The sequence below is a fragment of the Shewanella sp. 10N.286.51.B8 genome, from assembly GCF_041469325.1.
Taxonomy (GTDB): Bacteria; Pseudomonadota; Gammaproteobacteria; order Enterobacterales; family Shewanellaceae; genus Shewanella.
This window is the reverse complement of sequence record NZ_JBFRKG010000054.1, coordinates 1-26,583: the sequence shown is the minus strand read 5'-3', so window position 1 is coordinate 26,583 and position 26,583 is coordinate 1. Positions and strand designations below refer to the sequence as shown.

General features: G+C 39.2%; 24 protein-coding genes and 4 tRNA genes. 19 read left to right on the top strand and 9 right to left on the bottom strand.

Annotated features, from left to right (window positions below; genetic code table 11):
• The first annotated feature begins 11 nt into the window (after positions 1-11).
• From AB4160_RS18095 to AB4160_RS18085, 3 genes are read left to right on the top strand one after another with little or no spacing between them, the layout of a single operon-like run.
• Entirely contained in the window at positions 12-1,499 is a 1,488-nt protein-coding gene (locus AB4160_RS18095; RefSeq protein WP_372005819.1) for a tryptophan halogenase family protein, read from the top strand.
• 6 nt (positions 1,500-1,505) lie between these two features.
• A complete protein-coding gene (locus tag AB4160_RS18090; RefSeq protein ID WP_372005817.1) occupies positions 1,506-2,189 on the top strand; it encodes a DUF6445 family protein in 684 nt (227 codons plus the stop codon).
• Positions 2,190-2,202: 13 nt separating this feature from the next.
• The gene (locus tag AB4160_RS18085; protein ID WP_372005815.1) at positions 2,203-2,991 is read left to right on the top strand and encodes a ThuA domain-containing protein; all 789 of its coding nucleotides are present in this window, start codon (positions 2,203-2,205) and stop codon (positions 2,989-2,991) included.
• Here AB4160_RS18085 and AB4160_RS18080 read toward each other — a convergent pair.
• The gene (locus tag AB4160_RS18080) at positions 2,988-4,040 is read right to left on the bottom strand and encodes an SMP-30/gluconolactonase/LRE family protein (protein ID WP_372005813.1); all 1,053 of its coding nucleotides are present in this window, start codon (positions 4,038-4,040) and stop codon (positions 2,988-2,990) included. The two genes, AB4160_RS18085 and AB4160_RS18080, sit on opposite strands and share 4 nt — an antisense overlap.
• A 132-nt stretch (positions 4,041-4,172) precedes the next feature.
• On the opposite strand from AB4160_RS18080, the gene AB4160_RS18075 reads away from it, so the two are divergent.
• Positions 4,173-5,417 carry an endo-1,4-beta-xylanase gene (locus AB4160_RS18075; protein WP_372005811.1) on the top strand — a complete coding sequence of 415 codons (1,245 nt, stop codon included), beginning with the start codon at positions 4,173-4,175 and terminating at the stop codon, positions 5,415-5,417.
• Between the two features lie 567 nt (positions 5,418-5,984).
• On the top strand, positions 5,985-7,151 hold the full coding sequence (locus AB4160_RS18070; protein WP_303446336.1) for an endo-1,4-beta-xylanase: 1,167 nt from the start codon (positions 5,985-5,987) through the stop codon (positions 7,149-7,151).
• A 152-nt stretch (positions 7,152-7,303) separates the two neighbouring features.
• Here the strand turns inward: AB4160_RS18070 and AB4160_RS18065 are convergent.
• From AB4160_RS18065 to AB4160_RS18055, 3 genes are all read right to left on the bottom strand, one after another.
• Positions 7,304-7,380, bottom strand: a tRNA-Val gene (locus AB4160_RS18065).
• 20 nt (positions 7,381-7,400) lie between these two features.
• Positions 7,401-7,477 (bottom strand) — tRNA-Val (locus AB4160_RS18060).
• A 195-nt stretch (positions 7,478-7,672) separates the two neighbouring features.
• Positions 7,673-9,043, bottom strand: a complete 1,371-nt coding sequence (locus AB4160_RS18055; RefSeq protein WP_372005808.1) for an MATE family efflux transporter — start codon at positions 9,041-9,043, stop codon at positions 7,673-7,675.
• Between the two features lie 29 nt (positions 9,044-9,072).
• On the opposite strand from AB4160_RS18055, the gene AB4160_RS18050 reads away from it, so the two are divergent.
• The gene (locus tag AB4160_RS18050) at positions 9,073-9,690 is read left to right on the top strand and encodes a riboflavin synthase subunit alpha (RefSeq protein ID WP_102519543.1); all 618 of its coding nucleotides are present in this window, start codon (positions 9,073-9,075) and stop codon (positions 9,688-9,690) included.
• Positions 9,691-9,756: 66 nt separating this feature from the next.
• Here the strand turns inward: AB4160_RS18050 and AB4160_RS18045 are convergent, their stop codons facing one another.
• Positions 9,757-9,957: a CPXCG motif-containing cysteine-rich protein gene (locus AB4160_RS18045; RefSeq protein WP_102435425.1), complete on the bottom strand. Its 201-nt coding sequence runs from the start codon at positions 9,955-9,957 to the stop codon at positions 9,757-9,759.
• 386 nt (positions 9,958-10,343) lie between these two features.
• On the opposite strand from AB4160_RS18045, the gene thrS reads away from it, so the two are divergent.
• The 5 genes from thrS (at position 10,344) to AB4160_RS18020 (ending at position 14,149) form a co-directional block, all read left to right on the top strand.
• Positions 10,344-12,272, top strand: coding sequence for a threonine--tRNA ligase (gene thrS, locus AB4160_RS18040; protein WP_372005806.1), 1,929 nt, complete (start codon positions 10,344-10,346; stop codon positions 12,270-12,272).
• 3 nt (positions 12,273-12,275) lie between these two features.
• Positions 12,276-12,818 carry a translation initiation factor IF-3 gene (infC, locus tag AB4160_RS18035; RefSeq protein WP_076540890.1) on the top strand — a complete coding sequence of 181 codons (543 nt, stop codon included), beginning with the start codon at positions 12,276-12,278 and terminating at the stop codon, positions 12,816-12,818.
• A gap of 89 nt (positions 12,819-12,907) precedes the next feature.
• Positions 12,908-13,102 carry a 50S ribosomal protein L35 gene (rpmI, locus tag AB4160_RS18030; RefSeq protein WP_055023949.1) on the top strand — a complete coding sequence of 65 codons (195 nt, stop codon included), beginning with the start codon at positions 12,908-12,910 and terminating at the stop codon, positions 13,100-13,102.
• A gap of 18 nt (positions 13,103-13,120) precedes the next feature.
• Positions 13,121-13,480 (top strand): 50S ribosomal protein L20, encoded by a 360-nt coding sequence (gene rplT / locus AB4160_RS18025; protein WP_076540889.1) that lies wholly within the window; start codon positions 13,121-13,123, stop codon positions 13,478-13,480.
• A 99-nt stretch (positions 13,481-13,579) separates the two neighbouring features.
• The gene (locus tag AB4160_RS18020) at positions 13,580-14,149 is read left to right on the top strand and encodes a GNAT family N-acetyltransferase (RefSeq protein ID WP_372005803.1); all 570 of its coding nucleotides are present in this window, start codon (positions 13,580-13,582) and stop codon (positions 14,147-14,149) included.
• Positions 14,150-14,329: 180 nt separating this feature from the next.
• Here the strand turns inward: AB4160_RS18020 and trxB are convergent, their stop codons facing one another.
• Complete coding sequence (gene trxB, locus AB4160_RS18015; RefSeq protein ID WP_102519545.1) at positions 14,330-15,283, bottom strand: thioredoxin-disulfide reductase; 954 nt, start codon at positions 15,281-15,283, stop codon at positions 14,330-14,332.
• Between the two features lie 156 nt (positions 15,284-15,439).
• Entirely contained in the window at positions 15,440-15,919 is a 480-nt protein-coding gene (gene msrA, locus AB4160_RS18010) for a peptide-methionine (S)-S-oxide reductase MsrA (RefSeq protein WP_102435417.1), read from the bottom strand.
• A 173-nt stretch (positions 15,920-16,092) separates the two neighbouring features.
• Here msrA and astE point away from each other — a divergent pair, with 173 nt between their 5' ends.
• The 5 genes from astE to nadA all read left to right on the top strand — a co-directional run bounded on the left by astE (position 16,093) and on the right by nadA (position 22,219).
• Entirely contained in the window at positions 16,093-17,124 is a 1,032-nt protein-coding gene (gene astE / locus AB4160_RS18005; RefSeq protein ID WP_102476866.1) for a succinylglutamate desuccinylase, read from the top strand.
• A 149-nt stretch (positions 17,125-17,273) separates the two neighbouring features.
• Positions 17,274-18,452, top strand: coding sequence for a thiamine pyrophosphate-dependent dehydrogenase E1 component subunit alpha (locus AB4160_RS18000; protein ID WP_102435415.1), 1,179 nt, complete (start codon positions 17,274-17,276; stop codon positions 18,450-18,452).
• 2 nt (positions 18,453-18,454) lie between these two features.
• Positions 18,455-19,432: an alpha-ketoacid dehydrogenase subunit beta gene (locus AB4160_RS17995; protein WP_102435413.1), complete on the top strand. Its 978-nt coding sequence runs from the start codon at positions 18,455-18,457 to the stop codon at positions 19,430-19,432.
• A 9-nt stretch (positions 19,433-19,441) separates the two neighbouring features.
• Positions 19,442-21,037 (top strand): dihydrolipoyllysine-residue acetyltransferase, encoded by a 1,596-nt coding sequence (locus AB4160_RS17990; protein ID WP_372005801.1) that lies wholly within the window; start codon positions 19,442-19,444, stop codon positions 21,035-21,037.
• A 114-nt stretch (positions 21,038-21,151) separates the two neighbouring features.
• Positions 21,152-22,219: a quinolinate synthase NadA gene (gene nadA / locus AB4160_RS17985; RefSeq protein ID WP_372002269.1), complete on the top strand. Its 1,068-nt coding sequence runs from the start codon at positions 21,152-21,154 to the stop codon at positions 22,217-22,219.
• A 104-nt stretch (positions 22,220-22,323) separates the two neighbouring features.
• Here nadA and gap read toward each other — a convergent pair whose 3' ends face one another.
• Positions 22,324-23,334 carry a type I glyceraldehyde-3-phosphate dehydrogenase gene (gap, locus tag AB4160_RS17980; RefSeq protein ID WP_102435407.1) on the bottom strand — a complete coding sequence of 337 codons (1,011 nt, stop codon included), beginning with the start codon at positions 23,332-23,334 and terminating at the stop codon, positions 22,324-22,326.
• A 235-nt stretch (positions 23,335-23,569) separates the two neighbouring features.
• Complete coding sequence (locus tag AB4160_RS17975; RefSeq protein WP_372005798.1) at positions 23,570-24,400, bottom strand: DUF2989 domain-containing protein; 831 nt, start codon at positions 24,398-24,400, stop codon at positions 23,570-23,572.
• A 200-nt stretch (positions 24,401-24,600) separates the two neighbouring features.
• Between AB4160_RS17975 and AB4160_RS17970 the strand changes: the two genes are divergently transcribed.
• The 3 genes from AB4160_RS17970 to AB4160_RS17960 all read left to right on the top strand — a co-directional run bounded on the left by AB4160_RS17970 (position 24,601) and on the right by AB4160_RS17960 (position 26,521).
• Positions 24,601-26,037 (top strand): glyceraldehyde-3-phosphate dehydrogenase, encoded by a 1,437-nt coding sequence (locus AB4160_RS17970; protein WP_076540871.1) that lies wholly within the window; start codon positions 24,601-24,603, stop codon positions 26,035-26,037.
• A gap of 316 nt (positions 26,038-26,353) precedes the next feature.
• A tRNA-Gly gene (locus AB4160_RS17965) sits at positions 26,354-26,429 on the top strand.
• An 18-nt stretch (positions 26,430-26,447) separates the two neighbouring features.
• Positions 26,448-26,521, top strand: a tRNA-Cys gene (locus AB4160_RS17960).
• Positions 26,522-26,583: the final 62 nt, after the last annotated feature.

Sequence of the window (26,583 nt, the reverse complement as noted above, 5' to 3'; positions counted from 1 at the left end):
AGGCTACTGAAATGAATAAAAAAATAACAAACGTAGTTATAGCTGGCGGTGGTACTGCTGGTTGGATGGCTGCTGCCGCTTTTGCTAAGTTATTAGGCAAGAATATTAATGTCACTTTAGTTGAATCTGATTTAATTCCTACCGTAGGTGTCGGTGAAGCAACCATACCGACCTTACACATTTTTCATGATTTATTAAAAATCAACGAAGCTGAATTTATGGCTGCGACGAATGCCACGTTTAAATTAGGTATTTCTTTTGAAAACTGGCGTGATGTTAATCAAGACTATATGCATTCATTTGGTTACATAGGCCAAAGTTGCTGGGCTGCAGGATTTCAACATTTTTGGTTAAAAGGTGTTAAGCAAGGGGTTGCCAGTGACATAGGCGATTACTGCCCTGAACACGTGGCAAGTCGTGTAGGTAAATTTGCAGTGCTAGCTAATCATGATAGAAATCATGCGTTTCATACCGATGCAGGACTTTACGCCCGCTTTCTACGTCAGTTTTCTGAAAAGTATGGCGCTAAACGCATTGAAGGAACGATTTCAAAAGTAAATTTAAATGAACAAAATGGTTTTATTGAATCGTTAACATTAGCTGATGGTCAACAGATTGCTGGTGACTTATTTATTGATTGCACCGGTTTTAAAGGCATGCTGATAGAAGAAACACTGCATACCGGTTATGACGATTGGCGTCATTGGTTACCTTGCGATAGCGCAATTGCGGTGCAAACGAAGCAAACGAAACCACTGGTACCTTATACCCGCTCTATTGCGCATCCTTGTGGTTGGCAATGGCAAATACCGCTGCAAAATAGAATGGGTAATGGTTTAGTCTTTTGTAGTCAATATCTGTCTGATGATGACGCTAAATCATTACTGCTTGAAAATATTGAAGGGGAGCTGATCAACGAGCCTCGAGTTATCAAGTTTCGGACTGGTACTCGACGTAAGCATTGGAATAAGAATTGTGTCGCTATCGGTTTATCCAGCGGATTTATTGAACCACTTGAATCAACCAGTATTCATTTGATCCAACAAAGCATTGTTCGATTAATGCAAAACTTGCCAACAACCGCAATGGAAAGTGGCGTGGTTGACAATTTTAATCAAAAGATGCGAATTGAAATTGAGAATATTCGTGACTTTATTGTGCTTCATTATCATGTGACAGAGCGAAAAGACAGTGAGTTTTGGCGCTATTGTAAGCAAATGGATATCCCTGAAAGCTTACAAAAAAGAATAGATTTATTCAAACAAAGTGGCCAAGTGTATAAAACAGATCAAGAGTTGTTTGGTGAAGCTTCATGGCTACAAGTGATGTTAGGCCAAGGCTTGATACCTGAGCAATATCATCCTATTGTCGATAACATGTCTGATGACGAATTGGCGCAGTTTTTAGGTACCATTAAACAAAGCATCGCTAGACGGGTAAATAGCTTGCCTAACCATGTGGATTTTATTAATAACTACTGCAAGTCTACAATCAGTTAAGGCGCTATGTTTAGTATTAATGCTGATATAAAGCCTCGTATTGAATATATCGGTAACAGTAAAATACCTATTGTTATTATTGATGATTATGTCGCGGACATCGAGGTTGTTCGTGACCAGATCATTACTGCTAGTCAGTTTATACAGGATAAACATACCCAATATCCTGGGATAAGAAGTGCCATGTCCAAAGCTGATGTGGTTGCTTACTTAAAACCACTGATGCAAGCCTTGTATTCTATTTTTAATTTGCCCAAACACCTAACGCCAAGCCCTTGTGATAACTATTACTCACTGCTGACCACAGCAGAAGCTGATTTGTCATTAATACAAACCATTCCACACTTTGATACTTATCATCCTAATCTTATTGCCTGTATTCATTACTTATCTTGTCATCAGCATGGCGGTACCGCTTTTTTCCGCCATAGAAGTAGTGGCTATGAATTTATTAATGAAGCCCGATTAGCAGAGTATCAAACAACACTTAATACTTTACAGCATAGTGGCTACTGCACTGAGGAACATCCAGATTTTGAATGTTATAAAGTAATCCCATATCAGCAGAATCGGTTAATTATTTTTCCTGGGCAACTACTGCATTCAAGTCTGGTAAAACCGGCATTTGATATCAATGACAATCCCATTACCGGTAGATTGACGGCAAATTTATTCGTCAAATTTAAATAGGATAATATTACAAATGCATAAATTTTTACTCGTGGTATTTATAGCCATTGTTGGTTTTAACCACCAACACAGCCACGCGACAGGTTTCGAAACCTTAGCGGCTAAACAATTCAACGTACTATTATTTACTAAAACAGCTGGCTGGCATCATAAATCTATTCCAGCAGGCGTCACGGCGTTTGAAAAGCTTGCAGAGAAACATTATTTCAATCTGATCTGGCATGAAGAAAGTCATTACTTTAACGATGAGTACCTCAGCAAGGTTGATGTCGTGGTATTTCTATCTACTACGGGTGATATTTTGTCGAATGAGCAGCAGCAAGCACTTGAACGCTACATTCAGTCTGGAAAAGGTTTTGTCGGGATACATAGTGCATCGGATACTGAATATGACTGGGGCTGGTATCAACAACTCGTTGGGCATACGTTCGTTATACACCCGGTAGTGCAAACAGCTTGGCTGTCTAAAGTGTCTAGTGAATTTCCTGGTCTAGAATCAATGCCTGAAAAGATGCTGTGGACTGACGAATGGTATGAGTTTGGTGAAGCTAATTCAACGGGACTGAATTATCTTTTGACTGTCGATGAAACCAGTTATAACCCTAACGCTGATTGGGGCACCAAGCAGGGTAGCGGCATGGGTGATTTTCATCCTATTGCTTGGTATCACAACTTTGATGGCGGTCGATCGTTTTATACTTCATTGGGCCATATCAAACCAGTTTATCAAAATAAGCTTTTTTTAGACCATCTATATGGCGGACTATATTGGGCTGCTACGGGTAAAGGAATAGTCGATTAATTTGAATGAGTTGTTGATATACCTGCAATCGTTGATTGTAAGGTAAATAAGCCATTACCCGTGGTGATAAGAATGGTTTTTAAATCTTTACCACCAAAAGCCAAGTTGGTAATTTTAGGGGCAATATAAACGCTTTGAAGTAATTCACCTTGCGGGTTATAGACATACAATTTACCTTCATTATGACTGGCAGCATAGATGTTTCCGGCACAATCAACATTGATCCCATCTGGTGAATCAATGTTGATTTTAAAACTTAATGCTCCTAATTCATTATTTTCTGTAAGTTGGTGTGCAAATATTTGATGGCTATAATCACCGATATATAGAGTTTTGTTGTCAGGTGATAAACTAATCCCATTAGGTTTGATGAACTTAGTTGATAGTAAAGTGACTTCATTTTTAACATTAACTTTATAGACACCGGTGAAGGGGGTTTGTTGCGTTCTACCGCTTAATTGCCAGTCGGGATCGGTAAAGAATAATTCTCCAGAAGGATGCTTGATAAGGTCATTGGGAGAATTAAATTTTGTGCTGTTAAAGTCATTTACCATTAACACTCGTTCTTTGGTCGTTAGTGAAAATGTATTCACTGAGCGGGTGTCATGATTCATGCTGATTAACTGTTTATTCTCAGCTAGCAGTCCATTGGTACCGCTATTTTCAATAAACAACTCAACACCGTCTTGCTCATTCCATGAATAAATAGTGGCTTCTGGCCCATTTGTTTGAGCACCATTAAAATCCATTTCTGAAAAATAAAATTTACCTGTCAACCTAGACCAAGTTGGCCCTTCTAAGAATTTGAGTTGAGTGGTGATCAATTTAGGTGATAAGCCTTTTGCAAAAGGACGTATATCCTTAGGGCAGTTTGCAATTATGGTTGAATGTGATTTGGGGGCAATCAAATTGCTTTGTTTATCAGCGGCCTTTATGTTTGGTGCCAAGACTAGCATCAGCCCAAAAACAAAAACACGCTTTAAATTGCCATTAGTTAGTGTATTCATATCTAAACCGTCTCTTTGAATATTGTCATGTTTATCTACCATGCATTGATGCTCAAAAGCTTAGCCGCTTTTTTTGTATCAATAAATTAACAAAATAAATTCAAGTGGTCAAATTGACTATTACATTAAAATCCTCATAAGATAGCTAACACTATTTATACAATGGATGACAGGATGAAACTAAACACAAGGAAAGTAGGCGTAGGGAAACAAGCGTTAACGACATGCTTAGGCGTATCTAGCCTCGCAATATCAAAGTTATCAGTTTTTAAACTAGCTGTGATGCCAATATTTTTTTCAATGTTGTATTCAAGCCATGGCGTTGCCACTGAAGCTGAGATACAGAACGGTCTAATTGAAAATAAATTGTTAAAACAACATTTTAAAAATGATTTTAGAATTGGGGTGGCAGTGAATGATGAAATTGTCTCAGGACAGGATCCTCTTAGCGCTGGCATTATTTCCAAACAATTCAATACCATCACTATTGAAAATGCTATGAAGGCAGAAATCGTTAACCCACTTCCCGATCAATTCAACTTTACGGCAGCGGATCAATTTATTGATTTTGGAAAAAACAACAATATGTTCGTCGTAGGACACACGCTGGTGTGGCATAACCAAACGCCTGATTGGTTTTTTAAGCAAAAGAATGGTGAAGCAAACTCTCCAGAACAGCAAATTGATCGAATGGAGCAACATATTAAACTAGTTGCAGGCAGGTATCTGGGCAAAGTGGATGCCTGGGATGTACTCAACGAAGTCATTGGTGATGATGGTAACTATCGTCAAACCGTGTGGAGTAATGTTATTGGAAGTGGTGACGAAATGGCAAAAGCCGCTTTTACCTTTGCCGCCAAGTACGCGCCTAATACCGAGCTTTATTATAACGATTTTAATGCCTGGAAACCGGCTAAGCGTGACGGTATTGTACGTATGATCAAAATGCTCCAAAGTGAAGGGATAAAAATTGATGGCGTCGGAATTCAAGCGCATTGGGGACTTAACTTTCCCAAAGGTCATCTCATCGAAGAGGCAATTGATGTATACGCAGCATTGGGGCTGAAGGTGATGATCACTGAACTCGATATTGATGTGTTGCCATTTACCAAAGAAGGGCAAGTTATTGGGCAAGGCTTTATGCACCCGCAGTTTCAGGAGCAAGAATTTAAAACTTACTTAGATCCATATTCAGATCATTTACCCGCTGACATTGAAGCAAAATTAGCAGCACGATATACAGAGCTATTTGATATATTCAAAGCAAAGCGTGAAAAGATCGACAGAGTCACCTTTTGGGGATTACATGATGGAATGTCGTGGAAAAATGACTATCCAATTCCGAACCGCACCAATTATCCGCTGCTATGGGATAGAAAACACCAACCTAAGCCTGCATTCAAGGCACTGTTTAACTAAACATTTGATTTCAAGCTGAATGCTGAGCGCCGCAGATAGACATTGTTGTTATTTATTACTTCAAACTCCCGATCTTAGCGGTAGATAAACTTTATAGCCATTTGCCTCTGGCTTTAACGGCTAATGGTGATAACGACTGTAATCATTCGTTTGATGCTGAAGTTAAATCGTCAGTAAATATAAAATCTATGTTACATAAATGTTTTAATAAGCAGCAAAATAGTCTATTTTAGATTAGCTTGTTGTCCAAAGGACTATTTGATAGTTTCTCATTATAACCCTAGCAGTATAGGAATAATCATAATGAGTGCTTTGGACTTGATTTACAAAATGGCGAGAGCAACTGAAATCTTTACTCATCAGTTAGACATTTCTTACCTTGGTATTAGCAGGCTATTAAGTTGCAGGCTTAATTGAGAGCCTGTAATTAAAGCCAATATTTATTCGGATTAGCGACTATCAGTCACTAATTAGATTCGTTTAAACGGCAACTATTAACCTTGTTTGGTCGATGTAATGCATTAATATTCGGCCAGATTACTCACAAATAGCTGGACATGGAAAGTGATGAAAATAATTAATAAATTCAATAAACCTTTAATTGCAGGTTGTGCCACGGTAGTTTTAGCGCTATCAGGCTGTAATAATGACCAAGGTGTCACTCAGCAAACAAAACCTGAAGCAACAGCAACATTGACTCAAGATATTATTTTAAAAAATCAATTTGCTGAAAACTTTAAAATTGGTACAGCAATCAGTAAATCTCAAGTATTGAACCCTACCGATCCTGAGCTATTGTTAGCGGCTAAACACTTCAATACCTTCACGCCTGAAAATTCGATGAAATGGGAGTCGGTGAACCCATTACCAAACGAATATCAATTTGATGTTGCTGATGCATTAGTTAGCTTTGCTGAGCAAAATAATCAACAACTTGTAGGTCATACTCTCGTTTGGCACTCGCAAACGCCTGACTGGGTATTTGAAGATGATGCGGGAAATCCTTTAAAACGTGAACAACTATTAAAGGTTATGGAAACACATATTAAAACTGTCGCTGGTCGTTATGCTGATCAAATATTTGCTTGGGATGTAGTAAATGAAGCACTTAATGAAGATGGCAGTTTACGTGAATCAAAGTGGCAGCAAATTATCGGTGATGACTTCATAGAGCAAGCCTTTATCTATGCACACCAAGCTGCGCCTAATGCCAAACTGTATTACAACGATTACAATATGTTTAAGCCTGAAAAAAGAGCAGGTGCTATTGCGTTAATCAAGCGACTGAAACAAAAGGGCATTCAAATTGATGGTGTAGGTATGCAAGCCCATTACTCTCTTGATTACCCAGACTTCACCGAAGTTGAAGATTCAATTGTCGCGTTTGCTGCAGCAGGTGTTGATGTCATGGTCACAGAGCTTGATATTTCAGTGTTACCATTTCCTGAAAACTTAGCAGCAGGCGCCGACGTCTCATTAGATGTCGCACTGCAACAACAATATAACCCGTACGCTGCAGGTTTACCCATTGCAGTAGAGCAGCAATTGGCATCACGCTATCAAAACTTGTTTGCTCTCTATAAAAAACATAGCGACAGCATAGGTCGAATTACGTTTTGGGGGGTAAGTGACAAGCAAACTTGGCGCAACGGTTGGCCAATGGCAGGGCGAACTGATTATCCGTTACTCATTGATAGAGATATGAAGTTAAAAGCTTTTGTGAATTCTTTATAAGCCTTTATATAAATTACAAAACAGCCACTCTTTGAACAATCACTGAGTGGTTTTTATGATATTTAAAAGTAGTTGATGATATTTTGTAAATCTTAGGAATTTTGAACATAAAAAAACCAGCATAAGCTGGCTGAATTATTATGATTTGAAATTGGTACAACTGAGTGGATTCGAACCACCGACCCCTACCATGTCAAGGTAGTGCTCTAACCAACTGAGCTACAGTTGTAACGTGTCTTTCAAATAATATGGTACAACCGAGTGGATTCGAACCACCGACCCCTACCATGTCAAGGTAGTGCTCTAACCAACTGAGCTACGGTTGTATTGTTGTAAGATGACATCTTCATGTAATCTGTGGAACGAGCGATATCTTACGGGATACGTGTTTTGATGCAAGCAAAAAAATCAAAAATATGAACGAGTGGCGATTTGCTGTGCAAATTGAGTTGTATAGCGTCGTATTCAAGTGTTTTTAATTACGATTACGACGCTCTACCACTGCATTGACACAATCACTTTTAGCTATGGTCTTCAAATGCCGCTTTAAATTTGGCATTCTTCTGAATATAGATTAGACGCAATGCGAACAATATCGCGGCACTGGTTAAACCTGCTATTAAGCCAATCCAGAACCCATGAGCGCCCATAGCGGGCACAATGATATCAGTTCTAGCTAATATGTAGCCCAATGTCATACCAATAGCCCAGTATGACACCAAGGTGATATAGAAGGCGCTCTTGGTATCTTTATAGCCACGTAGTGCACCAGCTGCGACCACTTGGATAGAATCAGATAATTGGTATAAAGCAGCAAGGAACATTAAGCTACCCGCTAGTGCAACGACTTCAGGGTTATTATTGTAAAGCAGGGCTATTTCAGTTTTGAACAATACAGTAATGATTGCCGTCACCACCGCTAATGAAAATGCCAATATCAGTCCTATTTTTGTGACCATTTTGGATATTTCAACTTTATCCTGACCGAGGTAATAACCCACTCTAATCGAAACGGCAATACCGATTGATAATGGCAACATAAATACAATAGATGAGAAGTTTAGGGCAATTTGATGGCCTGCAACAACGTTAGCACCAAGGGGGGCGAGCAATAAAGCTATAACTGCAAATAGACTGACTTCAAAAAATAAAGCCATAGCAATAGGGGTGCCATGCTTCATCATTTCCCAAATGGTTTTCCAATTTGGCTTATTTAATGTCGAAAATGGCGCTATCTCAGCAAATTTCTTGTGAAGTTGCATGTATATCATCATGGCAAATAACATAGCCCAGAACACTAATGCAGTTGCAATACCACAACCAGCACCGCCCATCGCAGGGACCCCGAAATGACCATAGATAAAGATATAGTTTGCAGGGATATTAACCGCAAGACCGACAAAGCCAATAACCATCGTCGGTAATGTATAAGAGATGCCTTCAGAGCAGCCCCGTAGTATTTGGTACAAAATAAATGCAGGTACACCCCACATAAAACCATGTAAATAGCCTGCACTTAACTCGGCTAATTCAGGTTCTAAAGCCATCATGGTAAAAATAGTTTTAGCAAATGAGAGGAACAACAACACACCAACACTGCCAATTATGGCAATATAGAATGCTTGCGACATCAAGGGTTGGATTGCTTTTGGATTATTAGCGCCGTGATGATGGGCAAACACGGGTGTAAATGCCAACAGTAGCCCTTGCACAAACAATAAAGCAGGTAACCATAAGCTGGTACCAATCGCGACTGCAGCCATATCGACAGCGCTGACTCTACCGGCCATAACAGTATCGATAAATCCCATCATTGTTTGGGTAACTTGAGCAATTAATACTGGCATTGCCAGTTGGATTAATTTTTTGGCCTGAAAGCCTGTGTTATTCATTTAAAAACCTTCAACTAAAGAGCACAAATATGTTTACTGGTATCGTACAAGCGACGTGTGATGTTATTACAATTAAAGCACAGAGTGGTTTAAAAACATTTGAAGTTAATATTCCAGGAGAGCTACAGCATGGTTTAGAAACTGGTGCGAGTGTGGCAAATAACGGTGTTTGTTTAACGGTCACAAAGCTGGTGAATAATAGAGTTTATTTTGATGTAATGGAAGAGACCTTACAGCTAACAAACTTAAATTTTATTGAACCGGGTGACAAAATCAATATTGAACGTTCTTTGACCTTCGGAAAAGAGATAGGTGGCCACATTTTGTCAGGTCATGTTCATACCATGGCAACAATTACCCACATAAGTCATACCGATGAGCATTACAATTTAACATTAACAGTACCGGCTAAATGGATGGATTATATCTTCTATAAAGGTTTTATAGGCGTCAATGGATGCAGTTTAACGGTAGGAGAGATTGATCAAGACCAGTTCAAGTTACATTTGATCCCAGAAACGCTCAAATTAACTAATTTGAGTGACTGCAAACTGGGTGACAAAATCAATATCGAAATCGATAGTCAAACTCAAGTTATAGTCGATACAGTAGAAAGAATTTTAGCTAAAAAATCATTGCTAAAATAGCCTACAAAGGCTTAGATTGATGACACATTCTAAGCCTATTAAAGCAGGTTTTTACATGTTCAACTGTTAATAGAACTGTTCATCATCAGAATCTATAAATAATTGAATGGTTCTATTTGAATCGTTTACTTGCAATCGCATATGGATTGGATTGCAGCACACTCGACAATCATCATAATACTCTTGATCTCCACAACTAGTATCAATATGAACATGTTGATTATGGCCGCAATGCGGACAACTTATTACTCGGCTGACTAAATTCATAACTTCCCCCAGTATTTAACATTAAAGCATTTGCAAAACTAAAAAACCTTTAACCGTTTAGCAGAAAGCAGGATTGAGCTTGGAATTAAGTATAGTAAACATTAGTAAAACTCGCGTAATGCCAAAGTTGTCAGTTGAGGTAGCAGCTGCATTGGCTATTAAAAGTTAATCGAGTCATCCAAGAAGTGTAAAAAGCTGTTGTGATGGTGTTTTATTCAATTTTGCGACTGAGTTAGCTTGCTTGCAAAAGGCCTTTTCACATACAATGCGTATTCATGCCACTTATGACTCAGACTCCTGTAATGTCTGATGTTCGGTGGCATTTCTTTTATATATTAATTACCAAGTGGCCCTACGTGTGGGTCACCACTGGATAAGGAAATGAAATGCCTATTATTACTTTGCCTGATGGCAGCAAACGTGAGTTTGCCGATTCTGTTTCTACTTTAGATGTCGCTGGCGACATCGGTCCTGGTTTAGCTAAAGCGTGTATTGCTGGTCGTGTGAACGGAGAACTCGTTGATGCTTGTGATTTAATTACCACAGATTCAGAACTTTCAATCATTACGGCTAAAAATGAAGAGGGTGTTGAAATCCTTCGCCATTCTTGTGCGCACTTATTAGGTCATGCTATTAAGCAAATGTGGCCTGAAACTAAAATGGCAATCGGTCCAGTTATTGATAATGGCTTTTACTACGATATCGATTTAGATCACAAGCTTACTCAAGAAGATATCGATGCGTTAGAAAAACGTATGCAAGCATTAGCTAAAACAAATTATAGCGTTGTTAAGAAAGTGGTTTCTTGGCAAGAAGCCCGTGATACGTTCGAAGCTCGTGGTGAAGAATACAAAATTGCAATCTTAGATGAAAATATCAGCAAAGATGCAACCCCAGCGCTTTACCATCACGAAGAATATATTGATATGTGTCGTGGACCTCATGTACCTAACATGAAGTTCTGTCAAAACTTTAAGTTAATGAGTGTTGCTGGTGCATACTGGCGCGGTAACTCTGACAATAAAATGCTACAACGTGTTTACGGTACTGCTTGGGCAGACAAAAAAGCTCTTAAAGTACATTTAAACCGTCTTGAAGAAGCGGCTAAACGTGACCACCGTAAAATTGGTAAACAGTTAGACCTTTATCATATGCAAGAAGAAGCGCCAGGAATGGTGTTTTGGCACAATGATGGTTGGAGCTTATATTTAGAGCTTGAGAAGTTTATTCGTCAAAAACTAGGGCAATACACTTACCAAGAAGTTAAAGGTCCATTAATGATGGATCGTAACTTGTGGGAACGCTCTGGCCATTGGGACAAATACGCTGATGCGATGTTCACAACGAACAGTGAAAACCGTGAATATGCGATTAAGCCTATGAACTGTCCGGGACACGTACAGATCTTTAACCAAGGGTTGAAGTCTTACCGTGATTTGCCATTAAAAATGGCTGAGTTTGGTTGTTGTCATCGTAACGAACCATCAGGTTCTTTACATGGCCTAATGCGCGTTCGTGGCTTTACTCAAGATGACGCACACGTATTCTGTACCGATGACCAAGTTCAAGAACAAGTCAGTGAATGTATTCAAATGGTGTATGACACATACGGTACGTTTGGATTTGAAAATATCGTCGTTAAATTATCAACTCGTCCAGAAAAACGTATTGGTGATGACGATATGTGGGATCGTGCTGAAGAAGCATTAAAGAAAGCACTTAAGGCTAATGATATCGAATTTGATATTTTACCTGGTGAAGGTGCGTTCTATGGCCCAAAAATCGAATTTACTTTGCATGATTGCTTAGATCGTGCGTGGCAATGTGGTACAGTGCAACTTGATTATGCGTTACCTTCACGTTTAGGTGCTACCTATGTTGCTGAAGATAACACTCGTCAAACACCGGTTATGATTCACAGAGCTATTTTAGGCTCACTTGAGCGCTTCCTCGGTATTCTAATTGAAGAGTATGCAGGTAAATTCCCGACATGGCTTGCACCAGTGCAAGTAATTGTTATGAACATTACTGATAAACAGTCTGATTATGTAGATGAAATTGTTAAAACTTTCAAAGAAAGTGGCATTCGAGCATCTAAAGACTTGAGGAATGAGAAAATAGGCTTTAAAATACGTGAACATACGTTAAAGCGTGTACCTTATTTATTGGTCGTTGGTGATCAAGAGATAGAAAATAAGGAAGTTGCGGTACGAACACGTGACGGTATCGATTTAGGCAAGATTAAAATCAATGATTTTATTGCCAAGATACAAAAACAAATTTCGAGCCGTAGTCTAATTTTGTTGGAGGAATAGGTCATAAAGATCAAGAGAGCAGCAGGGCGACAGCCAGCCCCTAATCGTATTAACGAAGAAATCACTGGCGTACCAGAAGTTCGTCTATCGGATATCGAAGGCGAATCTGTTGGAATCGTAAGTATTTCACAGGCTCAAGAATTAGCTGATGAAGCAGGTGTAGACCTGGTTGAAATTAGTCCTAACGCTGAGCCTCCGGTCTGTCGCATTATGGACTACGGTAAGTTCCTTTTTGATAAAGCGAAAGCTCAAAAAGAACAAAAGAAGAAGCAGAAACAGGTCCAGCTGAAGGAAATTAAATTCCGTCCTGGCACTGATGAAAACGACTATCAGGTAAAACTACGCAACCTGATTCGTTTTCTAGAAGATGGGGACAAAGCGAAAATTACGCTGCGTTTCCGTGGTCGCGAAATGGCACACCAAAGCTTAGGTATGGATCTTTTGAACCGTATCAAAGCAGATTTGGAAACATATGCTGTTGTTGAATCTTTCCCGAAAATGGAAGGTCGACAAGCAGTTATGGTCCTAGCACCTAAAAAGAAATAGTAGGGCAACCAATTAAAAAGTAGCAAAATCCTTTTTGAGGGTTTTGCTCGCCTTACGTTTTATTAATGTCCCAATGCGGAGTTTTAGCAATGCCTAAAATGAAAACAGATAAGGGTGTCCAAAAACGCTTCAGAAAAACCGCTAATGGTTTCAAGCGCAAACAGGCACACTTACGTCATATTTTGACAAAGAAGAGCACTAAGCGTAAACGTCACTTACGTGCTAAATGTTTAGTAGCTAAGTCTGATGTGCCAGCAATTGCACGTCAACTACCATACGCTTAATTAAAGGAGATATGAACAATGCCTAGAGTTAAGCGTGGTGTAACCGCTCGTGCTCGTCACAAGAAAGTACTTAAATTAGCCAAAGGTTATTACGGAGCTCGCTCTCGTACTTTCCGTGTTGCTGTTCAAGCAGTAACTAAAGCTGGTCAATATGCTTACCGTGACCGTCGTCAAAAGAAACGTCAATTCCGTCAACTTTGGATTGCACGTATCAATGCGGCATCTCGTCAAAATGGTCTTTCTTATAGCCGTTTCATTAACGGTCTTAAAAAAGCTTCGATCGAAATCGATCGTAAAATTTTGGCTGACATCGCTGTATTCGACAAAGTTGTTTTCACAATTTTAGTTGAAAAAGCAAAAGAAGCTTTAGCTAAGTAATTAGTTATTATTCTTTAAAAAAGGAACCTTAGGGTTCCTTTTTTTATATCTAAAATTTAGAATCTTGCCATTGTGTTTGACTTATTGGAAGTAGGTGTTATGAAAACCCAGTTAGCAACAGACAGATTATCAATTGCTATTATGACGCTTGATGATGCCGATTTACTTTACGCTCTAGACCAAAATCCCGATGTGATGAAATATATAAACGGCGGAAAACCTACCTCAAAATCTGATATAGAACATATTTCTATACCACGTTTGGCAAGTTATTTAACGCCATCCAAAGGGTGGGGCTTTTGGAAGGTGTTTGAAAAGCGAGAACTAGATACTGTTGATCGTCGTGATAACTTTGTTGGTTGGATATTGATTAGGCCCATGGGCTTTTTCAGTGAGACCCCTGAATTTAATAATCTTGAAATTGGTTGGCGATTCAAACAATCAGCTTGGGGGAAAGGTTATGCGACAGAAAGCGTCAAAGCAGTGATTAAATTATTGGTAGAGGAACAACCAATTATTGAACGTTTTACAGCAATAGCGGATAAGGATAATTTAGGTTCAATTAAAATTATGAAGAAAATAGGAATGGAATTTATCTGTCAGCAGTTTCATTCAGATGTTAATGGCAAAACTGAAGTTGTAATATACAGTTTGAAAGTTAACCATTAAAAAAATGAGTAATGTGCAGTAATAGTGTTAAACAAAAACTGGTCAACTGTATAAACAACAGCCTTCACCTGTGTTATTCACATCGATAAAATACAAACAATAAAAAAGCCATCACAATAATGGATGGCTTGTCGCTACTAGCTCACTATGTGTAAACTAGTAGATTACAAAGTGACGATTCTACTTTTGTGCGTCTAAGTAACGCTCGGCATCTAACGCAGCCATACAACCTGATCCTGCTGAAGTAATAGCTTGACGATAATGTTGATCCATTACGTCACCACAAGCATAAATGCCTTCAACACTTGTCTGAGTTGCGTTACCTTGAAGGCCACTGTTGACGGTAATGTAACCGTAGTTCATATCAAGTTGACCGTCAAAAATACCGGTGTTTGGGCTATGACCAATCGCAATGAAAACGCCAGCAACCTCTAAATCTGAAATTGACTCATCTTTAGTGCTTTTCATTTTAAGACCGGTAACACCCATGTTGTCACCGACGACTTCATCAAGAGTTTGATCTAAGTGTAGGATGATATTGCCATTAGCAACTTTATCCATCAGACGGTTGATCAGGATCTTTTCTGATCGGAAAGAATCACGACGGTGGATTAAATGCACCTCAGAAGCAATATTACTTAAATAAAGCGCTTCTTCAACAGCAGTGTTACCACCACCAACTACAGCCACTTTTTGGTTACGATAAAAGAAACCATCACAGGTAGCACAGGCTGATACACCACGGCCCATAAATGCTTCTTCAGATGGAAGGCCTAAATATTTGGCAGATGCACCAGTTGCAATGATTAATGCGTCACAAGTAAACTCACCATTGTCTCCTTTTAATCGGTAAGGGCGCTGGCTAAAATCAACTTCATTGATATGGTCAAAAATAATTTCTGTATCAAATTTTTCAGCATGCTCTTGCATTCTTGCCATTAATGCTGGGCCAGTTAAATCATTCGCATCGCCAGGCCAGTTTTCAACTTCAGTAGTCGTAGTCAGTTGACCACCTTGTTGCATCCCAGTGATCATTACAGGCTTCAAATTTGCGCGTGCTGCGTAAACTGCAGCAGTATAACCAGCAGGGCCAGAACCTAAAATTAGTAGGTTGATATGACGAGCTTGACTCATTTTTTTATTTCTCCATTACATGCTTTAAGCAATTTGCATGGATTGTAGGGAATTTACAGGGTGGGGTAAAGTAGCGATTGCTCCAAGATATAGATTGAGGCAATCGATACCGTACACAAAAGACACCAAGGACTTATCGCATTAGACTTTTACATGCTAATAACTAATATGACAACTTGGTAAGCCATTCTTTTCTAGATAGTTTTGGTGGTATTCTTCCGCCGGATGAAAGGTTTGAACCGGTACAATTTCAGTTACAATTTGTCGTAATCCCCATTTACCACTTTGAATTAGCAACAATTTAGATTGCTCTGCTAATAATTTTTGTTCTTGGCTGTGGAAAAAAATAGTGCTTCGATATTGGCTGCCAATATCACCACCTTGCATATTTAGAGTGGTTGGATTGTGGTTTTGCCAAAAAACGGTCAACAACTCTTCATAGCTAACGATATGTTCGTCAAACTCAACCTGTACCACTTCTGCATGGCCCGTTACGCCCGCTTTCACTTGCTCGTAGGTCTGAAATTTGTCATTTCCCCCCATATAACCGCATTGTGCTGCAACTACACCATTTATTTGTTTAAAAAAATATTCAACGCCCCAAAAACAGCCTGCACCAAAAGTTGCTATAGTCATACGATACCCGTAAAGAAGTCTAGATGGCTAAAAGTATATTTATTCTAATAAATAATGCAAGCAAAGATTTACACTCTGTTAAATGTTACTTAACGTTAGCTTCCCCTAAATGTGATAGAATCCGACTACCGTTTGAAACCATTCAATATTTAAAGCCGCATCAAGGAGTCAGCGTGTTTCAACAATTAATGGATGACAAAGATTTTTTAGCATTTACGTTAACTAACATTAATAACAAGGTGCCAGAACAGCGCTTTGAATTGTCAAATAAAACAACAGTTACGATTTTAGATAACGGGATTATTTGTTTTAATCCAGCTCAAGGGTCGACTAAAGACATTGTTTTATCTTGTGCCATACATGGTAACGAAACAGCACCTATTGAAATCTGTAACGAACTCATAAATAATTTATTAAAAGAAACAATCGTTACAAAACAAAGAGTCCTGTTTATAATTGGCAATCCAGATTCCATACTCAGCCAAACACGCTTTGTAGAAGAGAATATGAATCGTTTGTTCAGTGGGGCACATTCTTCCGGTTTAGGTTTATCAAATAAAGAAAGAGTTAGAGCAAAAAAATTAGAGGAATATGTAGCTAATTTTTATCTTCAAAATAATAGCTCACAACGAATACATTACGACTTACACACCGCGATAAAGCCGTCTAAACATGAGAAATTTGCGATTTATCCTTACAGGCCTGGACGTAGCTTTAGTGCTGATCAAATTATGTTTTTAGCGGGTTGTGATGTTGACACCATTTTATTCCATCATGAACCTACCACTACTTTTAGCTATTATTCATCAGAACAATTCAAAGCCGATGCATTTACAGTCGAACTGGGTAAAGTGATGCCTTTTGGCGAGAATGATATGTTAAAATTTGCCAATACTAAAAAGATGCTTTTGCAGTTGATAACTCAACAACAAGTTGAACTAGCTCCTTTTGATAAAGACAAACTTCACTTATATAAAGTGTCTCGTTCCATTAACAAGCAGTTTGATGATTTCAAATTCACCTTTGATAAGACAACGGTAAATTTTTCTGGGTTCAAGCAAAATCATGTATTAGCAACGGAAGGTGACACTGAGATTAAGGTCATTTATCCATACGAAGCTATCGTTTTTCCTAATGAAAATGTACCTGTGGGCCAACGTACAGTATTATGTTTAGTGCCAGCACCTAATGAAGACATTCAATAAGTTGTAAAGCTAAATATACATTATATATGACAGGATATTCACTAAGTGGAATGAACATTAGTTGATAGTAAGTTTACGTTAACGTAATGTTCGTTCGCATATAATAAATTACGCTTTATTTTTAAGGCTACAAATAACAAGAGCACAATATGAGCAACGCAACACTGACTAATGAAACAGTGCATCGTGTCAGCTTCTTAGACAAAGCTTCATTGCACATTCCTATTTTAAAAATTCTGCAAGCTGATGGCACAACTTACGAAAATGCCGTCATGCCCGTTATTGATAAAGCCTTGGCTGAACGTATACATGATACTTGTGTTTTTACCCGAGTATTAGATGAACGTATGTTAAGTGCTCAAAGGCAAGGTCGTATTAGTTTTTATATGACTTGTACTGGCGAAGAAGCCTCTATCATTGGCAGTACTGCTGCACTTGATGACGGTGATGTCATATTGGCGCAATACCGAGAGCATGCATCACTTAGATATCGTGGTTTTACCACTGAACAATTTATGAATCAAATGTTCAGTAATGAAAAAGATTTAGGTAAAGGCAGACAGATGCCAATTCATTACGGTAGTAAAGAATTAAATTACCAGACAATTTCATCACCACTAGCGACTCAAATACCACAAGCTACCGGTGTTGCACATGCTTTTAAATTACAAGGCAAACGTAACGTTGCTATTTGTTATTTTGGCGAAGGTGCAGCATCAGAAGGTGACTTTCACGCAGGCCTAAATATGGCTGCAGTTTTAAAGTCACCAACGATCTTTTTCTGTCGTAACAATGGTTACGCGATTTCAACGCCAACTGAAGAGCAATTTGCAGGTAATGGCATTGCCAGTCGTGGTGTTGGTTATGGTATGCACACTATTCGTGTTGATGGTAACGATATGCTTGCGGTACTCGCAGCAACTCAACAAGCTCGAGCTCATGCGTTAGAACATAATGCGCCAGTACTCATCGAAGCGATGACGTACCGTTTAGGTGCACATTCATCTTCAGATGACCCATCGGGTTATCGTTCAAAAGAAGAAGAAGCTAAGTGGGAGCAACATGATCCTGTTAAGCGCTTTAAACTTTGGATGATCAATAAAGATTGGTTAAACGAAAAAGATGATGCTGCAGCTTATGAACAATACCGAGAAGAAGTACTTAATGCCGTTAAAGTGGCAGAAAAAGTGGCTTTACCGCATATCGACTTGTTAATCACAGATGTATTAGATAAACCAACACCTGCTTTAGAGAAACAATTAGCTGATTTAAAACAACATATTAAAAAATATCCTAAGTCGTATCCTAAAAGTGCAGGGAGAATTTAATCGTGGCTGAAATGAACATGTTACACGCCATTAATGATGCGTTATCAATTGCGATGACCGCGGATGAAAGAATGGTGGTATTTGGTGAAGATGTTGGACACTTTGGTGGTGTTTTTCGAGCGACATCTGGACTACAAGAAAAATTCGGCCGTGATCGTTGTTTCAATACACCGTTAACCGAGCAGGGTATTGCTGGCTTTGCTAATGGCTTAGCCTCAAATGGCATGACTGCTGTGGCAGAGATCCAATTCGCTGATTATATCTTCCCTGCATTTGACCAAATCGTTAATGAATCAGCAAAATTCAGATATCGCAGTGGTAATCAATTTGATGTTGGCGGACTGACTTTTAGAACCCCTTATGGTGGCGGTATTGCAGGCGGCCATTATCACTCGCAATCTCCAGAAGCGTACTTTACCCAAACGCCTGGTTTAAAAGTTGTCATTCCACGTAACCCAGAGCAAGCAAAAGGGCTGTTACTTGCTTCTATACGTGACCCTAATCCAATTATTTTCTTTGAGCCTAAGCGTCTTTATCGTGCTTCAGTTGGCGAAGTGCCCGCTGGCGATTATGAAATCGAGCTAGGTAAAGCAGAAGTGGTTAAATCAGGAACTGATATCACATTACTAGGTTGGGGCGCGCAAATGGAGATCCTTGAAAAAGCAGCGCTTATGGCTGAAAAAGAGGGTATTTCATCTGAAATTATCGATTTGCGCACTCTGGCACCATGGGACATAGAAACCGTTGCTGCTTCAGTTAAGAAAACGGGTCGGTTATTAATAAACCATGAAGCGCCGTTAACAGGTGGCTTTGCTGGTGAAATTGCAGCAACAATTCAGCAGGAATGTTTCTTAAGTCTTGAATCACCCATTAGTCGAGTATGTGGTTTAGATACACCATACCCGCTTATTCTTGAAAAAGAATACATGCCAGATGAGCTTAAAACATTCGAAGCCATTAAAGCATCAGTTAATTTCTAGGAGCAAGATATGATTAAAGATTTTATTTTGCCGGATATTGGTGAAGGTGTTGTTGAATGTGAGCTTGTCGATTGGATGGTTAAAGAAGGCGACTTAGTCGTTGAAGATCAACCCATCGCTGATGTCATGACCGATAAAGCTTTAGTGCAAATTCCTGCACCACATGGTGGCGTAATTACTAAGCTGTATTATGCCAAAGGCGATATTGCTAAAGTACATGCACCACTTTATGCCGTAGATATGGATGTAACTGCTGCCGAACCTTTTGTCATTTCGACAGCGGCGGAAGTAAAAAATGATTCAAGCCATACACCTAGCAATGCCTCGATTCAAAATACGCCACAAGCCCCTGTTACAGGTAAAGCGATTGAAGAGTTTTTATTGCCAGATATTGGTGAAGGTATTGTAGAGTGTGAACTGGTTGAGTGGTTAGTCGAAGAAGGCGATAGCGTGGTTGAAGATCAACCTATTGCTGATGTGATGACAGACAAAGCTTTGGTTCAAATTCCAGCAATAAAAAATGGCACTATTGTTAAACTTCATTATCGAAAAGGCCAGCTTGCAAAAGTACATGAACCTTTATTTGCCATCGAAGTTGAATCTACCTCAGTAGCAAATACCCTTGTAGATGATGCTCCAGCAACCCAAGTGGCTTTAGATGTTTCACCTGAGCCTGTTATACAAGGCAAAGCATTAGCCAGTCCTGCAGTGCGACGTTTAGCCCGCAGCTTAGATATCAATATTGCTGATGTGAAAGGAACAGGCAAAAGTGGCCGTGTCTATAAAGAAGATATTGAAAGCCACTTAACTGCAGCGACGCCTAAATCTACGACAGTTTCTACTCCTGTGGTCAATAACCAAGCCCCAGCAGTTACGCCAGCGACGACCGTGTCAAGCGCTACTGATAAAGTCGAACCTATCAAAGGTGTTAAAGCGGTTATGGCGAAAATGATGGTGGAGTCTGTTTCGACCATTCCGCATTTTACCTATTGTGAAGAGTTTGACTTAACAGATCTAGTTGCCTTGCGCGCCGAAATGAAGCAACGCTACTCTACTGATGAAGTTAAGCTAACAATGATGCCATTTTTCATGAAAGCAATGTCGTTAGCCATCAATGAATTCCCTGTGCTGAATAGCCAGGTCAATTCCGAGTGTACTGAGCTGACGTATAAAGCTTCTCATAACATAGGTATGGCTGTTGATTCAAAAGTTGGTTTGTTAGTACCTAATGTAAAAGACGTGCAAAACAAATCTATTCTAGAAGTTGCTGCTGAAATTACTCGTTTAACCACTGCTGCTCGTAGTGGCCGCGTTTCACCTGCAGATCTTAAAGGTGGCACGATTTCTATTTCTAATATTGGTGCACTCGGTGGCACAGTGGCAACGCCAATCATCAATAAACCTGAAGTAGCCATTGTAGCGTTAGGTAAACTGCAAACTCTACCGCGCTTTAATGAAAACGGTGAAGTTGAAGCGCGTAAAATAATGCAAGTTAGTTGGTCTGGCGATCATCGCATAATTGATGGTGGCACCATTGCCCGTTTTTGTAATTTATGGAAGCTCTATCTGGAACAACCTCAAGAGATGTTATTAGCCATGCGCTAATTCCTTCACCTTCAAAATAGGTTACCCAGTTACACGAAAGGACGCGAAAGCGTCCTTTAATTTTATGGGCCGATTTTGTATAATACTCAAACGTTGTAACTTCTCGGAATCAAAATGATCACTTCGGCACCGAATATCGCTTCAATCGAATATCCTTTTCCCGCAAAACCCGCTGTATTAAATGAAGCCGAAAAGGCTGATTATAAACAAAAAATTAAACAGCTTTTAAAAGAACAAAATGCGGTTCTTGTTGCACATTACTATACTGATCCTGAAATTCAAGCCTTAGCAGAAGAGACAGGTGGATGCGTATCTGATTCTTTAGAAATGGCACGCTTTGGTCGTGATCATCCTGCTAAAACGTTAATTGTTGCTGGCGTTAAATTTATGGGCGAAACGGCTAAAATTCTTAGCCCTGAAAAAACCATTCTAATGCCTACTTTAGATGCCACCTGTTCACTTGATATTGGTTGTCCTATTGAGCAGTTTTCGGCATTTTGCGATGCTCATCCAGATCATACCGTTGTGGTCTACGCTAACACCTCTGCCGCTGTTAAAGCGCGTGCAGATTGGGTTGTTACATCAAGTATCGCCCTTGAAATCGTTGAACACTTAGATAGTGAAGGCAAGAAAATCATCTGGGGCCCAGATAGACATTTAGGCAGTTATATCGCTAAAGAAACTGGCGCCGATATGCTGATGTGGCAAGGTGATTGTATTGTTCATGACGAATTTAAAGCAAAAGCCTTACGTGAATTAAAAATACAATATCCAGATGCTGCTGTGCTAGTTCACCCAGAATCACCAGCAAATGTGGTAGCGTTAGCTGATGCTGTAGGTTCAACTAGTCAGTTAATTAAAGCTGCACAAACTATGGACAATCAGCAATTCATTGTAGCAACCGATCGCGGCATTTTTTATAAAATGCAACAAGCTGCACCGGGTAAGACACTTATTGAAGCGCCAACAGGCGGTAATGGCGCCACTTGTAAAAGCTGTGCCCATTGTCCTTGGATGGCTATGAATGGTCTTCAATCGATTGAAGCATCGCTCAGTAGTGTCGATAAAACAACCCATGAAGTGTTTGTTGATGACGCTTTACGTGATGATGCGTTAGTGCCACTTAATAGAATGCTAAATTTTGCTCAAACCCTTAATATGAAAGTAAAAGGCAACGCCTAATTAAGTTTGTAAGATTTAGCTTAGTATTACTAAGCTAAATGACAGACAATAAAAAGCCCTGCAATTGCAGGGCTTTTTCATATTAGTCAAATGACTGCTATGAATTATTTAGCTGTCATTAATGCAACAGTATTATCTAACATGCGGTTACTGAAACCCCATTCGTTATCATACCAAGCCATTACTTTGACAAGTCGACCATTAACACGTGTTTGAGTCGCGTCAAAGTTAGAAGAAAATGCATTATGGTTGAAGTCGATAGAGACTAAAGGTTCAACATTAATAGCAAGCGCTTCATTCAATGGTGAAGTTTTTGCTGCATCTGCCACTATCTGGTTAATTTCTTCAACTGTGGTGTCACGAGACGCTTGGAAAGTGAGATCTACAAGAGATACGTTGACTGTCGGTACACGTACAGCTAAACCGTCAAACTTACCTTGAAGCTCAGGAACCACTAAACCTACAGCAGCAGCTGCCCCAGTTTGAGTTGGGATCATAGACATTGCTGCTGCACGAGCACGACGTAAATCAGTGTGGTAAACATCTGATAAGCGTTGATCATTGGTGTAAGCATGAATAGTAGTCATTAAACCTGATTCAATACCAACAGAGTCATTCAACGGTTTCGCAAAAGGCGCTAAACAGTTGGTTGTACATGAAGCATTTGAAATCACAGTCATGTCAGCAGTTAGTACGTCATTGTTTACGCCATAAACAACTGTAGCGTCAACATTTTTACCTGGTGCTGAAATAATAACTTTCTTCGCGCCCGCTGTTAAATGTGGCTGTACCGCTTCTTTAGAAGTGAAAATACCAGTACATTCATACACAACATCAACATTCAACTCTGCCCAAGGCAATTTAGAAGGGTCACGTTCTTGGAAAGTTAGGATTTTATCGCCATTAACGTAGATGGCTTCATCATCATGATCAACTTTAGCATTAAAACGACCATGAACTGAATCATACTTGGTAAGGTGAGCATTAATTGAAGCATCACCTAAATCGTTGAGTGCAACGATTTCAATTGGGTAATCCTTTTCGCTTTCATAAAGCGCACGTAAAACATTTCTACCGATACGGCCATAGCCGTTAATTGCTACACGGATAGTCATTGCATATCCCTCAAGTGATTATAAAATCTGTTTCGTAAATCATGTGGTAGTAAAATTACCAAATTAACGATTTTCGTCAAGTAAAAAAGCCGAAAAATGGCAATTTAAGCGTCAAATGTCTGTATTTTATTTACAGAATTCAATATATCACACACTTTTTGTGTTTTTTTGTAAGTCGTCAACAAATAAGTGAAAAATATAATGTGTTCATTGTAGTTAATAACGCGCTAGTTTTTTAATCAATTTGCGTTTTAAATTGGCTGATATCGAATTGACCTAAGGAAAGTTGATTAACTAACATTTGCGCATCGAGGTCTAATTGGGCTGCCAAGGTTTTATTATTGCCAATTAAGGCTAAAAGCCTCTGCTCAGAAGCCACATAATCACTCATCAACAAATTGACTTTGGTAAACAAGTATTCATTTTGTGAATTTTGTTCACGTCGATAAATGCTCGCTAAACCTAAAAGCCAGTCTGGATCCAAAGTTTCTGCGTTTGAGTTAGCTAAAAGTGATAAATACAGTGCTTTTGATTGGCTGGTATTTATTTTTAAATAATAACTGGCAATGTGGGACAACATGAAAACTTCATTAACTTCACCAGATTGTTCTGCGGCGATGACAGCATCTCGTGAATCACCATCATTAAAAGTGGTCCAGCGGTAGTAAGCCAAATAAAGATCTGGGTTATCTTGAGTAGATTCTCTTAATTGGGCTAAGTTTTGGGTACTAATAGCATAAGCACGTTCTCGATCTTCAGTACGGTGAGTATTAATAACATGTTTAACCCCGGCAGCAAGTTCGATGCATTTACTATAAGACTCAAGCTTGATGAGTTGCTCATAGAGTAACTTTCCTGAAGGGGTTTCTATCTGCTTTAATTGGTAACGACTGCGAATTAAGTCGCCTTTTTCTACTAAACACCAACTATCTTGGTGTAAATCGGCACAAAGTTCAGGATTTTTTTTACATATGGCGGCACTATTTAGACCAACATCACAACCGAAAAGGCCGAATAATGCAGCGAATAAAGAAAATGATGTAATTATTACTAAACTTTTGTTCAAAACTGGCTCCGCATGGTTATTTTTTCTAATAAAATTACAGGTTTAGTAAAAATTTCTTACTGGTGAAATGCGTCAAATTTCATTACAATGACGGCGACTAATAAGGGATAACCCTACAATAATCTGATTATTGGTCTTTTCTTTCTGTTACTCAATTCTTTCTGCGACAAAGCCGAAATATGAGATAAAGGATCTTTTTAATGAGCGCTGATAAACACCTACAAAGTTGGCAAGAACGTTTCGAAATGGCTGAGGCTATGCAGCCTTTACTTGGGAAATTATACCGTAATCAAGGCGTTGAAGTCTTAATTTTTGGTAAACCACTTTTAAACGCATCAACAATAGAAATTATTAAAGCGCATCGCTTAGTTCGTCGTCACATTGGCGATAAGTTACGTTTACGCGAAAGTTTCCCATTTGTAGAAGCGTTAAGTAAGTTGTCAGTTAAGCATTGTAAAGTCGATATTGGCAAGCTTGCCATTAATTACTGGCGTGAACACTCTGATGCATCACAAATTCAATCTTATATGACTCACGCTTTAGAAGCGGGCATAAATTTTGGAGATGATGTTGCCGCTAAAGATGTCGTGCTATACGGTTTTGGTCGAATAGGGCGGTTATTAGCACGCCTGATGATCGAAAAAACCGGTCAAAGCAACAAATTATGTCTTCGTGCTATTGTACTTCGTGGTGGCAAGAAAGGCGATTTGGAAAAACGCGCCAGCTTATTACGTCGTGATTCGGTGCATGGTTCTTTCAATGGCTCAGTTGAAGTTGATGAAGAGAACAACGCATTAATCGCCAATGGTACTTACATTCAAATAATCTATGCTAATTCACCTGATGAAGTCGATTATACCCAATACGGTATAAATGATGCATTGGTTGTTGATAATACCGGTATTTGGAAAGATGAAGCTGGCCTTGGTTTGCACCTTAAGAGTAAAGGTGCCAGTAAGGTTCTGTTAACGGCACCAGCTAAAGGCGCCATTAAAAATGTTGTTTATGGTGTCAATGAAAATGACATTTTACCAGAAGACATCATTGTTTCTGCTGCTAGTTGTACTACTAATGCTATTACACCGGTTCTAAAAGCGGTTAATGATAAGTACGGTATTGAAAATGGCCATGTAGAAACTATTCACTCTTATACGAACGATCAAAACTTGATTGATAACTATCACAGTGCTGATCGCCGTGGCCGTAGTGCGCCATTAAACATGGTTATTACTGAAACTGGTGCTGCTAAAGCCGTATCTAAAGCGTTACCTGTGCTAGAAGGTAAGCTTACAGGCAATGCGATACGTGTACCTACACCTAATGTGTCAATGGCTATCATTAGTGTTAATTTAAACGGTGAAACAAACCGTGACGAATTAAATGAATACCTCAAAGATGTGGCATTAACTTCAGAGCTGCGTAATCAAATTGATTTTACTGAATCTACTGAGATTGTTTCTAGTGATTTAGTGGGCTCGCGTTATGCAGGCGTTGTTGACTCTCAAGCAACAATTGCAGAAGGTAAACGTGCAATTTTGTATGTTTGGTATGACAATGAATTTGGTTATAGCTGTCAGGTAGTGGGCGTTATGCAAAAAATGCTGGGTATTACGACTTTGTCTTTACCGAGCGCATAAACAGAACCTAATTAATGCCTAAGCGCAATTCACCTATTAAAAGCACTTCTTTGAAGTGCTTTTTTATTAGCAAACCATTATCACATTGCAGTTTTTGAATATTCTCAGCTGAAATAGCCCAGTCTTTTCAAATTAAGATTTTTCATACTGAATAGCTTTTAACCAAGTTCAGTTAATATTTATTCGATGCGTTTATTTATGCGACAAACGCACTAAAAACAACGAAAAAACTATAAAACTTCATTGACAGAATTGCTTAAAACAGTAAAAATGCATCCCGAAGTCAACGACAACACCTTGTTATTGATTCTGTAAAGCGACATTAGCTCAGTTGGTAGAGCGATACCTTGCCAAGGTATAGGTCATCGGTTCGAACCCGATATGTCGCTCCAATTCATTAAATGAATTGCGGCGCGATGGCAGAATGGCTATGCTGCGGATTGCAAATCCGTCGACCTCGGTTCGACTCCGGGTCGCGCCTCCACAATTTTGTTTAGTTGTTAAATTAACAATTAAATGACACTTTTGCCCGAGTGGTGGAATCGG